This window comes from Pseudomonas sp. R84 (assembly GCF_009834515.1).
In the GTDB taxonomy this organism is placed as follows: domain Bacteria; phylum Pseudomonadota; class Gammaproteobacteria; order Pseudomonadales; family Pseudomonadaceae; genus Aquipseudomonas.
Genome location: NZ_CP019426.1, coordinates 3844556 through 3858587, shown reverse-complemented (window position 1 = coordinate 3858587; position 14032 = coordinate 3844556). Strand labels below are relative to the sequence as shown.

Annotated in this window: 10 protein-coding genes and 1 pseudogene; 10 read left to right on the top strand and 1 reads right to left on the bottom strand. The window is 62.3% G+C overall.

Annotation, left to right across the window (positions count from 1 at the left end):
• Nucleotides 1-24 precede the first annotated feature (24 nt).
• The 7 genes from lexA to PspR84_RS16870 all read left to right on the top strand — a co-directional run bounded on the left by lexA (nt 25) and on the right by PspR84_RS16870 (nt 7762).
• Nucleotides 25-642: a transcriptional repressor LexA gene (gene lexA / locus PspR84_RS16900; RefSeq protein ID WP_064120653.1), complete on the top strand. Its 618-nt coding sequence runs from the start codon at nt 25-27 to the stop codon at nt 640-642.
• A complete protein-coding gene (imuA, locus tag PspR84_RS16895; protein ID WP_160058329.1) occupies nt 642-1259 on the top strand; it encodes a translesion DNA synthesis-associated protein ImuA in 618 nt (205 codons plus the stop codon). The genes lexA and imuA overlap by 1 nt, the downstream gene beginning before the upstream one ends.
• Before the next feature lie 7 nt (nt 1260-1266).
• Complete coding sequence (locus PspR84_RS16890; protein ID WP_160058327.1) at nt 1267-2682, top strand: DNA polymerase Y family protein; 1416 nt, start codon at nt 1267-1269, stop codon at nt 2680-2682.
• Nucleotides 2658-5756 carry an error-prone DNA polymerase gene (locus PspR84_RS16885; protein ID WP_202982141.1) on the top strand — a complete coding sequence of 1033 codons (3099 nt, stop codon included), beginning with the start codon at nt 2658-2660 and terminating at the stop codon, nt 5754-5756. Before PspR84_RS16890 ends, PspR84_RS16885 begins: the two co-directional genes overlap by 25 nt.
• Nucleotides 5757-6022: 266 nt before the next feature.
• Nucleotides 6023-6709, top strand: a complete 687-nt coding sequence (locus PspR84_RS16880; RefSeq protein WP_161986630.1) for a CsgG/HfaB family protein — start codon at nt 6023-6025, stop codon at nt 6707-6709.
• Nucleotides 6710-6737: 28 nt separating this feature from the next.
• Nucleotides 6738-7106, top strand: coding sequence for a DUF4810 domain-containing protein (locus tag PspR84_RS16875; protein WP_160058323.1), 369 nt, complete (start codon nt 6738-6740; stop codon nt 7104-7106).
• Entirely contained in the window at nt 7103-7762 is a 660-nt protein-coding gene (locus tag PspR84_RS16870; RefSeq protein ID WP_160058321.1) for a DUF799 domain-containing protein, read from the top strand. Before PspR84_RS16875 ends, PspR84_RS16870 begins: the two co-directional genes overlap by 4 nt.
• 94 nt (nt 7763-7856) lie before the next feature.
• Here PspR84_RS16870 and PspR84_RS16865 read toward each other — a convergent pair.
• Nucleotides 7857-8012, bottom strand: a pseudogene (locus PspR84_RS16865) (flavin reductase family protein); the annotation flags it as partial.
• Nucleotides 8013-8141: 129 nt separating this feature from the next.
• On the opposite strand from PspR84_RS16865, the gene PspR84_RS16860 reads away from it, so the two are divergent.
• The 3 genes from PspR84_RS16860 to PspR84_RS16850 all read left to right on the top strand — a co-directional run bounded on the left by PspR84_RS16860 (nt 8142) and on the right by PspR84_RS16850 (nt 13742).
• Nucleotides 8142-8831, top strand: a complete 690-nt coding sequence (locus PspR84_RS16860) for a GntR family transcriptional regulator (RefSeq protein WP_160058319.1) — start codon at nt 8142-8144, stop codon at nt 8829-8831.
• A gap of 134 nt (nt 8832-8965) precedes the next feature.
• Nucleotides 8966-11077 (top strand): hybrid sensor histidine kinase/response regulator, encoded by a 2112-nt coding sequence (locus tag PspR84_RS16855; protein ID WP_160058317.1) that lies wholly within the window; start codon nt 8966-8968, stop codon nt 11075-11077.
• A 31-nt stretch (nt 11078-11108) separates the two neighbouring features.
• Nucleotides 11109-13742: an excinuclease ABC subunit UvrA gene (locus tag PspR84_RS16850; RefSeq protein WP_160058315.1), complete on the top strand. Its 2634-nt coding sequence runs from the start codon at nt 11109-11111 to the stop codon at nt 13740-13742.
• Nucleotides 13743-14032 lie beyond the last annotated feature (290 nt).

The following is a 14032-nucleotide window of genomic DNA, read 5'->3' as shown; positions in this document are numbered from 1 at the left end:
CAGGAAAATCCTACAGGAGTACAAATGTACTCCATGACCAATCTGACTCCCCGCCGTACCGCCATCCTGACCTTTATCCGCGATCGAATCGCCGAACACGGTCAGCCCCCAAGCCTCGCTGAAATCAGCGAGGCTTTTGGTTTTGCCTCGCGCAGCGTGGCGCGCAAGCACGTGCTCGCGCTGACCGAAGCCGGTTTTATCGAGGTCAATCCGCATCAGGCCCGCGGCATTCGCCTGCTCGGGCAGCCGCCGCGTCCGGAACTGCTCGACATTCCCGTGCTCGGCCGCGTCGCTGCCGGTGCGCCGATTGGCGCCGATGCCGACATTCATAGCCGCTTGCTGCTCGATCCGGCGCTGTTCTCCCGCACACCCGATTACATGCTGCGGGTGCAAGGCGATTCGATGATCGAGGACGGCATCCTCGACGGCGATCTGGTCGGCGTTCGACGCAATCCCGAGGCACTCAACGGCCAGATCGTCGTGGCGCGGCTCGACGGTGAAGTCACCATCAAACGCTTCGAACGGCTCGGCGATGAAGTGCGCCTGTTGCCGCGCAACCCGGCGTATCGGCCGATTGTCGTGCGTGACGATCAGGATCTGGCCATCGAAGGGGTGTTCTGCGGTCTGGTGAGGCAAGGCTGATGGGCGCCGTCGTTGCGTTGGATACGCTGTTCAATGGCGGCCAGGTCTGGAAAGGCCGGCCTGCGCCACCGGCCGCCAGCCCGCAACCGACCGGGCATGCGGCGCTGGACGCGGCACTGCCCAGCGGTGGCTGGCCGGAAGCGGCGCTGAGTGAAATTCTTCTGGCCGGCCCCGGTGTCGGCGAGTTGCAACTGGTCTGGCCGACGCTGGCGCGGTTGGCGGCGGCGGGCGAGCGTATCGTGCTGGTGGCGCCGCCGTTCGTGCCGTACCCGCAGGCGTGGGCAAACGCCGGGGTCGATCTGCGCCAGTTGTCGGTGATTCAGGCCAGTGAACGCGATGCCTTGTGGGCAGCGGAACAGTGTTTGCGTTCGGGCAGTTGCGGCGCCGTACTGTGCTGGCCGCACAAGGCCGATGACCGCGCGTTGCGGCGTTTGCAGGTGGCGGCGGAAACCGGCCAGACCCTGGCATTTGCCTGGCGGCCGTTGAGTGAAGCAGTCAACCCGTCACCGGCGGCGTTGCGCATTGCCATTGATGCCAAACCCGCGCAGTTGCGCGTGCTCAAGTGCCGTGGCGGTTTGGCGCGTGCGGCGCCGATTGCCTTTGCCGTGGGTCATTGAGGTCGTCATGCGCTGGGTGTGTATTCTGTTTCCGCAATTGGCCCTCGACGCCGTGCTGCGTCAGCGTCCCGATCCTGATGAGCCATTGGTGCTGCTCAACGGCCCGGCCCAGCGCCGGGTGCTGCAAGCGGTCAACCCGGCGGCGCGCAAACTCGGTTTGCGTGCCGGCCAGTCGATGACCGCTGCGCAGGCGATGAGCAAAGGTTTCGCCACAGCCGATTACGAGGCCGCCGAGGTCGAACACTGGCAGCAATTTCTCGCTGCGTGGGCCTACCGTTTCAGTTCGCAGGTCAGCGTGCATTACCGGCGCACCGTGGTGTTCGAGATCGAATCGAGCCTGGGTCTGTTCGGTTCGTGGGCGCAGTTCGAAGCACGACTGCGCCAGGAACTGACCGATCTGGGCTTCCGCCATCGCATCGTTGCCGCGCCCAATCCGGTGGCTGCGCGGGTGCTGGCCAATGCTTACGACGGCTTGGTGGTGCCGGACGGCGAAGCCTTGCAGCACCACCTCGGCCAGTTACCGGTCGACCGTGTCGGCCTGGAGCCAAGTGTGGCCACGGCGTTGTCGCGCATGGGCCTGCGCACCCTCAATCAGGTGCAGAGCCTGCCGCGTCAGGCACTGGCGCGGCGCTTCGAAGCACAGATGCTCAAGCATCTCGACACCTTGTTCGGTGCGCGACCCTTGGCGCTGGCGTTCTACCTGCCGCCGGATCGTTTCGACGTACGCATCGAACTGAATTTCGACGTGCAATCCCATCAGGCATTGCTGTTCCCGTTACGCCGTTTGACCGGTGACCTGTCGGCGTTCCTCTGTGGGCGTGACAGCGGCGTGCAGCGTTTCGACCTGCATCTGGAGCACGCCGGGCTGCCGGACAGCGTGATCAAGGTCGGTTTGCTCAGCGCCGAACGCGATCCGGCGATGCTCTTCGAACTGGCGCGCGGACGGCTGGAGCAGGTACAGGTCGAGGCACCGGTACGCGGCTTTCGTCTGCGTGCCGAGGATCTGCCGAGCTTCGTGCCGCAATTTCAGGAACTGTTCGATGACCGTCCGCAACAGACCTTGCCCTGGGAGCAGTTGCGCGAACGCCTGCGTGCACGCTTGGGCGATGACGCCGTGCAGGGGCTGCGCTTTCAGGCCGATCATCGGCCGGAGTGCGCGTGGCAGCACGGCGTCGACAAACAGCGCTGCGCAGGCTTGCCGAGTGTGCACCGTCCGGGCTGGTTGCTCGGCGAGCCGCAAAGCGTGGCGGAGGGTTCGGCGCGGATTCTCATGGGCCCGGAGCGCATCGAATCCGGCTGGTGGGACGGTGACGATGTGCGCCGCGATTATTACCTGATCCAGAACCGCGCCGGTCAACAGGGCTGGGCTTATCGCACGGTGGGTGAGGGCGGTCCGTTGTGGCTGCAGGGCTGGTTTGCATGAACGACGGTTATGCCGAACTGCACTGCCTGTCGAACTTCAGTTTTCAGCGTGGTGCGTCCAGTGTGCTGGAGCTGTTTCAACGGGCAAAAAAACACGGCTATCAGGCACTGGCGATCACCGATGAATGCACGCTGGCCGGGATCGTTCGCGCCTGGCAAGCGGCGAAATCGGTTGAACTACCGCTGATCATCGGCAGTGAAGTACGTATTGAAAACGGCCCGAAACTGGTCCTGTTGGTGGAGAACCTGGCGGGTTATCAAACGCTGTGCGGCTTGATCACCCGCGCGCGGCGGCGCACGCAAAAAGGCCAGTATCAGGTGCTGTGCGAGGACTTCGCCGAGCCGCTGCCGGGGTTGCTGGTGTTGTGGGTGCCGGATTCACTCGATGATATGGAAGAGGGCCGTTGGTTGCAGCAGACCTTCGGCGAACGCCTGTGGCTGGCCGTGCAGTTGCATCGCGGTCAAGACGATCAGCAACGGCTGGCGAGCTTGTTGAGTCTGGCCGCCGAGTTGCAGATTCCGGCCGTGGCCAGCGGCGATGTGCACATGCACGCCCGTGGCCGTCGCGCCTTGCAGGACACCATGACTGCGATCCGTCATCACGTGCCGGTGGCCGAGGCGGGGTTGCGTTTGCACCCCAATGGCGAGCGACATTTGCGCAGCGTCGAGGTGTTGCGCGAGTTGTATCCGCAGGCCTTGCTGGATGAGTCGGTGAAACTGGCCCGACGCTGCACCTTCGATCTGGGCGAGTTGCGTTATCAATACCCGAAAGAGTTGGTGCCCGAGGGGCACAGCGCCAGTTCCTGGCTAAGGCAACTGACCAAGGAAGGCATCGCCTGGCGTTGGAAGAAGGGCGCGCCCTTCAAGGTGCTGAGGCAGATCAACAAGGAGCTGAAGCTGATCGCCGAACTCGGCTATGAAAGCTATTTTCTCACCGTTCATGACGTAGTGCGCTTCGCCCGCGAGCAGAAGATTCTGTGTCAGGGCCGTGGCTCGGCAGCCAACTCGGCGGTGTGTTTTGCCTTGGGCATCACCGAGATCGACCCGGATCGCACCACGCTGCTGTTCGAGCGCTTCATGTCCAAAGAGCGTAACGAACCGCCAGACATCGACGTCGACTTCGAACACGAGCGCCGCGAAGAAGTCCTGCAATACGTGTTCCGCCGTTACGGCCGTGGTCGTGCGGCGCTGACCGCAGTGGTCAGCACTTACCACGCTGCCGGCGCGGTGCGTGATGTGGCCAAGGCCTTGGGTCTGCCGCCGGATCAGATCAACGCACTGGCCGATTGCTGCGGCCACTGGAGCGATGAAACCCCGCCGGTCGCGCGTTTGCTCGAAGGTGGTTTCGACCCGGAAAGCCCGGTGCTGCGCCGGGTGCTGAGCCTGACCGGGCAACTGATCGGTTTCCCCCGCCACCTGTCGCAGCATCCCGGCGGTTTCGTGATTTCCGAGCAACCGCTGGACACGCTGGTGCCGGTGGAGAACGCGGCGATGGCCGAGCGCACGATCATTCAGTGGGACAAGGACGACCTCGATGCGGTCGGCCTGCTCAAGGTGGATATCCTCGCCCTCGGCATGCTCAGTGCGATTCGCCGTTGCTTCGACCTGCTGCGCCGCCATCGCAATCTGGATTTGAGCCTGGCGACGATTCCGCCTGAAGACAAACCGACCTACGAGATGATTAGTCGCGCCGACACCATTGGCGTGTTCCAGATCGAGTCCCGCGCACAAATGTCGATGCTGCCACGTCTGAAACCGGCGAAGTTCTATGACTTGGTGATCGAAGTGGCCATCGTCCGCCCGGGGCCGATTCAGGGCGGGATGGTCCATCCGTATCTGCGTCGCCGGAACAAGGAGGAAGAGGAAACCTATCCGTCGCCAGAACTCAAGGTCGTCCTGGAAAGAACCCTCGGCGTGCCGCTGTTTCAGGAGCAGGTGATGCAGATCGCCATTGTCGCTGCTGATTACAGCCCCGGTGAGGCTGATCAGTTGCGTCGCTCGATGGCCGCGTGGAAACGTCACGGTGGACTTGAGCCGCACAAGGAGCGTCTCGCCGCCGGCATGAAAAAGAACGGCTACACGCCGGAGTTCGCCGCGCAGATTTTCGAGCAGATAAAAGGCTTTGGCAGCTACGGTTTTCCCGAGTCCCACGCCGCCAGTTTTGCTTTGCTGACCTATGCCAGTTGCTGGCTCAAGTGCCACGAACCGGCGGCCTTCGCCTGTGCGTTGATCAACAGTTGGCCGATGGGTTTCTACAGTCCGGACCAGATTCTCCAGGACGCGCGTCGGCATCAGTTGCAGATCCGCCCGGTCGACGTGCGCGCCAGTGACTGGGATTGCAGCCTGGAAACCACCACGACGGCACAACCGGCGATCCGCATGGGCCTGCGCATGATCAAGGGCTTTCGCGAGGAGGATGCCCGGCGCATCGAAGCGGCGCGTGCGCGTGGGGCGTTTGCCGATGTTGCTGACCTGGGCGAGCGAGCGGCGCTCGACAGTCGGGCGCAGGCGTTGCTCGCCGATTCCGGAGCGTTGCGCGGTTTGGCCGGGCATCGGCATCGGGCGCGCTGGGAAGTCGCTGGAGTGCAGAAACAGCTGGGCCTGTTTGCCGGGTTGCCGAGTCAGGAGGAGGCCGAGGTGGTGCTGCCCAAACCCAGTGTTGGCGAGGATCTTCACGCCGATTACAGCACCGTCGGCACCACGTTGGGGCCGCATCCATTGGCGCTGTTGCGCGCTGAACTCAAAGCCCGGCGTTGCCGCAGTTCGCGGGAATTGCTCGACGTCGAGCACGGTCGGCAGGTGAGCGTCGCCGGGCTGGTGACGGGACGGCAACGACCTGGCACCGCCAGTGGCGTGACCTTCGTGACCCTGGAAGACGAATTCGGCAACGTCAACGTGGTGGTCTGGCGCGATCTGGCCGAGCGTCAGCGGCAAGTGCTGGTTGGCTCGCAATTGCTCAAGGTCGATGGCCGCTGGGAGCGCGAAGGCGAAGTGCGCCATCTGATTGCCGGCCGCCTGAGCGATCTCAGCCCACTGCTCAATGGCATCCGCGTGCAGAGCCGCGATTTCCACTGATCCCAAGCCAAACACAAAACCCCTGTAGGAGTGAGCCTGCTCGCGATAGAGGTGTGTCAGACAACATCACCGTGAATGACACACCGCTATCGCGAGCAGGCTCACTCCTACAGGGTTTTGTGTGTGCTCAAGAAGGCCAATTCACTGGCGTCAAAAAAATCTGTCACGAATGATGGCACTTTGTCATAATACCGGCCCTTTTCAACTCCCGCCGCGCATTGCCGTGCCGGGACATCCCCGTTTTTCAAAAGGAATACTCAGTGAGAATGATCTCCCGGATGCTGGTTTCAGGCGTCGCGATTGCTGTGCTCGGCACGATTGCCGGCACACTCGCCGGTTGCGCCACCGAAAGCTCCCGCGCGCTGCCGGTGGCCAAGGTTGAAAGCGCCACACAAGTCTGGACCGGCGTTCGCGTGCCAATGGCCGTGGGCAAGTTCGACAACCGCTCCAGCTACATGCGCGGAATCTTCTCCGACGGCGTCGACCGTCTCGGCGGTCAGGCCAAGACCATCCTCATCACCCACTTGCAGCAGACCAATCGCTTCAGCGTGCTGGATCGCGACAACATGGGTGAAATCCAGCAGGAAGCCGCGATCAAGGGCCAGGCCCAGCGTCTCAAAGGTGCTGATTACGTGGTCACCGGTGACGTCACTGAGTTCGGCCGCAAAGAGACTGGCGATCATCAACTGTTCGGCATTCTTGGCCGTGGCAAAACTCAAGTCGCCTACGCCAAGGTCAACCTGAACATCGTCAACATCAGCACCTCCGAAGTGGTGTATTCGACCCAGGGCGCCGGCGAATACGCCTTGTCCAACCGCGAAATCATCGGCTTCGGTGGCACCGCTGCCTACGACTCCACCCTCAACGGCAAAGTACTGGATCTGGCCATGCGCGAGGCGATCAATCGTCTGGTCGATGGCATGAACGCCGGTGCCTGGAAACCGGGCAACTGATCGACGCCCATTGCAAGGAGCAACACCCATGAATCTGACTTTGTCGCGCTCGCTGATGGCGCTGACGCTGGCCGCCAGCGCCTTGCTGACCGGTTGCAGCAGCCCGAAAACCCTGTATCAGTGGGAAGGCTACGAGCCCCAGGTCTACGAATACTTCAAAGGCGAAGAGCCGAAGGAAGCCCAAGCCGAAGCGCTGGAACGTGACCTGCAGAAAATCCGCTCCACCGGCAAGGCTGTACCGCCGGGTTACCACGCGCACCTTGGCCTGCTCTATCTGAGCATGGGCAAGGACGACCAGATGGTGCAGCAGTTCAAAACCGAGAAAACCCTGTTCCCTGAGTCCGGGACGTACATGGATTTCCTGCTCAAAAACGCCAAGAGCGGAGACGCGAAATGATCGCGCGCACCTTGAAACTGCTGGCCGCCGGTCTGGCCCTGACCGTGCTGGGTGGCTGCGTTGCCCCCAAGACCGTGGATTACTCGGCCTACAAACAGGCGCGGCCAAAAACCATTCTGGTGCTGCCTCCGCTGAACACCTCGCCGGATGTGAAGGCGTCGTACAGCCTGTTGTCGCAGGTGACGTTCCCGCTGGCCGAGGCCGGTTATTACGTACTGCCGATCACGCTGGTTGACGAGACGTTCCGCCAGAACGGCCTGACCACTCCGGACGACATCCATCAGGCACCGCCGAGCAAACTGAAGGAAATCTTCGGTGCGGACGCTGCGCTGTACATCACCGTGACCGAATACGGTACGCGTTACATGGTGATCAGCAGCGAAACGGCAGTGACCGCGACGGCGAAACTGGTCGACCTGAAAAGCGGCACCACGCTGTGGACCGGTTCGGCGCGGGCGTCGAGCGAAGAGGGCGGCAATAACGGCGGTGGCGGTCTGATCGGCATGCTGATCACGGCGGCAGTGAAACAGATCATCAACAGCTCCACCGATGCCGGCTACCCGATTGCCGGTGTGGCAAGCAATCGCCTGCTCTCGGCCGGGCACCCGGCAGGCCTGCTGTACGGCCCGCGCTCGCCGAAATACGGCACGGACTGATAGATCAAAAGATCGCAGCCTTCGGCAGCTCCTACAGGGGAATGCATCCCAAATGTAGGAGCTGCCGAAGGCTGCGATCTTTTGCTGTTGGCGCTTATTTCGCGGCCTGCCAAAACCGCTCACCACCGCCCGGTGCTTCCGTCCACGCTTGCAACGAGCGGGTCGGCAGATCGGAGTAATCGCGGGTTCGCGCATAGCCATGGCCACCCATGCGCCCGATCGCATCCAGCCCCAATTGACCGATGTTCAGCGCCATCCTCCGTCGGTATGCAATATATGAATGCAATTTGCCAAGGCCCGGATTAACCTGCGTCTGCCGCCCTTCTTCCATGGTCAGGCATCGCCGGGGCTGGTTGCCTGACGCTAAAGGAGTGTTCGAATGACCGAAAAGAAACCGGAAACCACGGTCGACCGCGTCTACCAAGGGGTTTACGAGGCGATCAGCAAGCGTTCGTTGCGCCCGGGGATGAAGCTGGGCGAGGCCTCGCTGGCCGAGTTGTTCAATGTCAGCCGCACGTCGGTGCGCGCCGCATTGAAGCAACTGGAGGCCGATGGACTGGTCACCACCGAGCCCAATAAAGGTGCATCGGTGTCGTTGCCGAGCAATGAAGAGATCCGTTCGCTGTTCGAAACCCGGCGGCTGATCGAGATCGGCATCGTCACCGAACTGTGCCGACGCAAGGACAGCGCAGCGATGCAGGATCTGCGCGAACACCTGCTGCTCGAAGATGAAGCCCATGCGGCGGGCGATCATGAACGCTTGATTCACCTGCTTGGCGAGTTCCACATCAAACTGGCGCGCAGCCTGAACAATCCGGTGCTGCTCGACTGGTTCCAGAAACTGATTTCCCGCGCTTCGCTGTATGCCGCTGCACTGGACGATGACAGTCACGAAGTCTGCCGTGACGACGAACACCTGCGTTTGCTCGAATACATCGAGGCCGGCAATCAAAGCGCTGCCATCGAGCTGACCTGCACGCATCTCAACGGTATCGAGAAGGCTATTCTCGACGTCGCCGCGAAGATGAAAACTGGCTACCATCCGCTCAAGCACCTGATCGGGGTCTAGTCTCCGCGCGGGAATTAAATCGGCTATACCTCATATGAAACCAATACGACTGCAGACGCTCGAAACAGACGGGCGTCGCGTCGTTATGGCGTCGCGATTTATCGGGCAACCACCTAAGGACACTGAGTCAGTCGATGCAGTTTTTATCCGATAGCCATGGTTGTGACGGCTGGAAAGGCGAAATGGCCGGGCGCATCAGTGCGTTCGACTGGAGCCACACCGAACTTGGCCCGCTGAACAGCTGGCCGGCCAGCCTGTGCAGCGCGGTGCAATTGATGCTGGCCTCGCCACTGCCGATGGTCATGCTCTGGGGCCGCGCCGGGTACATGATCTACAACGATGCCTATTCGAAATTTGCCGGTGGTCGGCATCCGTATCTACTCGGTGCACCGGTGGAGCTGGGCTGGCCGGAGGTCGCCGATTTCAACCGGCATGTGGTCGATACCTGCCTGGCCGGCGGCACCTTGTCGTTTCGCAATAAAGAGTTGGTGCTGTTGCGCGATGGCGTCCCCGAAGACGTCTGGATGGACCTGTATTACAGCCCGGTGGCCAATGATGACGGCAAGCCGGCCGGGGTGATGGCGATGGTGGTGGAAACCACCGAATTCATGCATTCCGAACGCCGCCGTCAGGCCGCTGAAAAAGCTTACCGCGCCGACAACGAGCGGGTACGTCTGGCGCTGAATGCCGGCGCTTTGCTTGGCTCGTTTGTCTGGGACGTGAAAAACAACACGCTGTCGGCAGACGAACGGTTCGCCCGCACGTTTTCTTATCCGCCGGATCATGACCTGAGCAATCTGGCCCAGGACATTGCCGAGTCGCGTATCCATCCCGATGACCACGCTTGGGTCCAAGAGCGCGTCGCCCATTCCGTGCAGACCGGCGAGCCGTATAACGCCGAATATCGCGTGCAGCGTAGTGACGGCAGTTATCTGTGGGTGTTGGCCAGTGGCGGTTGCGAGTTTGACGAACACGGTAAACCGCTGCGCTTTCCCGGCGTACTGATCGACATTCATGAACGCAAGATTGCCGAAGAATCCCTGCTCAAATTTACCCGCAACCTCGAACAGCGCGTCGGCGAAGAAGTCGAGGCGCGGCTGGCGGCTGAAGAGCAGTTGCGCCAATCACAGAAGCTCGAAGCCATTGGCGGTTTGACCGGTGGCGTGGCTCATGACTTCAATAATCTGCTGCAAGTGATCGCCGGCAATCTGCATCTGCTCGCCCGCCACGAACCGAACAACGCCAACGTGCAGCGTCGGGTCAGCGCGTCGCTGGCGGCGGTCGAGCGCGGTGCCAAGCTGTCCTCGCAGTTGCTCGCGTTTGCCCGGCGCCAGCCGTTGTCGCCGGCGGTGTGTAACCCGCAGCAGATTTTCGAAGGCGTTGGCGAATTGCTGCAACGGGCGCTGGGCGAAACCATCCAGATCGACGTGCAGTTGCCGACCGCGCCGTGGCACATCAACGTCGACCGCAATCAACTGGAAAACGCGATTCTCAATCTGGCGATCAACGCCCGGGATGCGATGAAGGGCGAGGGCACCATTGCGCTCAGCGCTGCCAATGTGCGACTCGAACGCGAGTCCTGTGCCGGTAAAGGCATCGTCCCCGGCGAGTTTGTCCGCGTCGCGGTCAGTGACACCGGCGCCGGTATCCCGCCAGAGATTCTCGAGCAAGTGTTTGAGCCGTTTTTCACCACCAAGGCTGATGGTCAGGGCACTGGGCTGGGCCTGAGCATGGTGTTCGGCTTCGTCAAGCAGAGCGGCGGGCATGTCGAGATCACCAGCGCTTTGGGCGAGGGCACGCGGGTGCAGTTGTACTTCCCGCGCAGCCTGCGCCCGATCCTTGATGAGGCGCCCAATCTGCAAAGGCAGCAGAGCGGCGGCCACGAGACGATTCTGGTGGTCGAGGACAACGACGCCGTACGCACTTCGGCGGTCGAGCTGTTGCGCGAGGAGGGCTATCGCGTGTTGACCGCCGGTCACGGCGATGCGGCCATGCAAATGCTTCTCGAAGGTGTCGAGGTCGACCTGATCTTCACCGACGTGGTCATGCCGGGACTGATCAAAAGCTCCGACCTGTTCGCCTGGGCCAAGGTGCAGACGCCGCCGGTGGCGGTGCTGTTCACCTCCGGGCACACCCGCGACATCATTTCGCGCAATCACCAGTTAAGCCCCGACACCCATTTGCTGAGCAAACCGTACAGCCCGGAAGCCATGTTGCAGATGATTCGGGTGGTGCTCGGTAGCTGAGCGTTGAACATTCCTTCACCAAGGCAGGTCGATGACTTCCAAACGCACCTCCAAAGCGCCCGCCGGCATGGTCCGGGTGCGCGGCGCCCGTGAACACAACCTGAAAAACGTCGACGTCGACATCCCCCGCGATGCACTGGTGGTGTTCACCGGCGTGTCCGGTTCGGGCAAATCCTCGTTGGCCTTCTCGACCTTGTATGCCGAAGCCCAGCGCCGTTACTTTGAGTCGGTGGCGCCGTATGCGCGACGACTGATCGATCAGGTCGGCGTGCCGGATGTCGACTCCATCGAAGGCTTGCCACCGGCCGTGGCTCTGCAACAGCAGCGCGGTACGCCGAGTACGCGTTCGTCGGTGGGCAGCGTGACTACGCTGTCGAGCTTGATCCGCATGCTCTATTCGCGCGCCGGCAGTTATCCGCCGGGGCAGCCGATGTTGTACGCCGAGGACTTTTCGCCGAACACGCCGCAAGGCGCGTGTCCGGAGTGCCATGGTCTTGGGCGGGTGTATGAAGTCACCGAGGCGCTGATGGTGCCCGATCCGAACCTGACCATCCGCCAGCGCGCGGTGGCGTCCTGGCCGCTGGCGTGGCAGGGGCAGAACCTGCGCGACATCCTCGTGACCATGGGCATCGATGTCGATATTCCATGGAAAAAACTGCCGAAAAAGCAGCGCGAGTGGATTCTCTTCACCGAAGAAACCCCGACCGTGCCGGTGTACGCCGGGCTGACCCCGGAAGAAACCCGCGTCGCCCTCAAACGCAAGATGGAACCGAGTTATCAGGGCACCTTCACCGGCGCCCGGCGCTACATCCTGCACACCTTCACCCATTCGCAAAGTGCGCTGATGAAGAAGCGCGTTTCACAGTTCATGCTCGGCAGCCCTTGCCCGTTATGCGACGGCAAACGCCTGAAGCGCGAGGCGTTGTCGGTGACGTTTGCCGGGTATGACATCGGTGAGCTATCGCAGATGCCATTGCTGCAAGTGGCCGAGGTGCTGCGGCCGGTGGCGGCGGCCAGCTACCTCGAACACGCAGAGGAAACCGGCGAGACCTTAAGCCACGCGCAAACCCGCGAGGCCCGCCAGCAGCGCGTGGCCCACGGCGCCAGCGGGCACGGCAGTGCGCCAGACGTGCGCCACACGCCAAACCTGTCGCTGGAGAAACGTCTGGCGGCGCAGCGCATTGCCGAGGATCTGCTGGAGCGGGTCAGCACGCTGACCGATCTGGGCCTCGGTTATCTGGCGCTGGAGCGCAGCACACCGACGCTGTCGTCGGGTGAGTTGCAGCGCTTGCGCTTGGCGACGCAGCTGGGCTCGCAATTGTTCGGGGTGATTTACGTGCTCGACGAACCCTCCGCCGGTTTGCACCCGGCCGATGGCGAGGCGTTGTTCGAGGCCTTGCAGCGCTTGAAAGCTGACGGCAACACGCTGTTTGTGGTCGAGCATGATCTGGAAACCATGCGCCGCGCTGACTGGCTGATCGATGTCGGCCCGGCGGCGGGCGAGCAGGGCGGTCAGGTGCTGTACAGCGGCCCGCCGGCAGGTCTGGCCGAGATCGAACAGTCGCAGACGCGCGCTTATCTGTTTGCCGAATCGCAGGGTCAGACACGCGCCGCGCGTAAACCGACGGCGTGGCTGAAACTCGACGGCATTACCCGCAACAACCTGAACAAGCTGAGTGCCGAATTTCCCTTGGGCTGCTTCACCTCGGTGACGGGCGTGTCCGGCTCTGGCAAGTCGAGTCTGGTCAGTCAGGCGTTGCTGGAACTGGTCGGCGCGCAGTTGGGCCGTCCCGCGCAGGAAAGCGAGCCAGAGGAACTCAGCCTCGAAGACGACGCACCGCCACTCAGCAGCGGCCAGGTCACGTCCGGGCTGGAGTCGATCAAGCGCCTGGTGCAGGTCGACCAGAAACCCATCGGCCGCACGCCACGCTCAAATCTGGCGACCTACACCGGGTTGTTCGATAACGTCCGTAAGCTGTACGCCGCGACAGATGCTGCTCGGGCCGCAGGTTATGACGCCGGGCAGTTTTCCTTCAACGTCGCCAAGGGCCGTTGCGCCACCTGCGAAGGTGAGGGGTTTGTCAGTGTTGAATTGTTGTTCATGCCCAGTGTGTATGCGCCGTGCCCGACCTGCCATGGCGCACGCTATAACCCGCAGACGCTGGCGATTCTCTGGGAGGGTCTGAGCATTGCGCAGGTGCTGCAATTGACCGTCGAGGAAGCAGTGACGGTGTTTGCCGGGCAACCGGGGATTCGTCGGTCACTGGAAGTGCTGCGTGATATTGGCCTGGGTTATCTGCGCCTCGGGCAACCGGCCACGGAGTTGTCCGGTGGCGAAGCACAGCGGATCAAACTGGCCACCGAGTTGCAGCGCAACCAGCGCGGCGCGACCTTGTATGTGCTCGATGAACCGACCACCGGGTTGCATCCGCGTGATGTCGACCGGCTGCTGGAACAGCTGGATACGCTGGTCACGGCGGGGCACACGGTGATTGTGGTCGAGCACGAAATGCGCGTGGTGGCGCAGAGTGACTGGGTGATCGACATCGGGCCGGGGGCGGGAGATCAGGGCGGCAGGATTGTCGTCGCGGGCACGCCGCAGAAAGTGGCGGCGAGCAAGAAGAGCAAGACTGCGCCGTTTCTGGCTCGGGCTTTGAGCCGATAGGGGTGTTGGCAGGGCTGACGTCTTCGTCGGAACGCCGCCCGGAGCAGGCTCGCTCCCGCAGGTTTTGTGGTGTGACACGTTATCTGTCCACACAGAACCCCTGTAGGAGTGAGCCTGCTCGCGATGGCGCCAGGTCAGTCAATTCATCTGTGGCTGACACTCCGCTATCGCGAGCAGGCTCGCTCCCACAGGTTTTTGTGGTGTGAACACGTTATGTGTCCACACAGAACCCCTGTAGGAGTGAGCCTGCTCGCGATGGCGCCAGGTCAGTCAACTCATCTGTGGCTGAC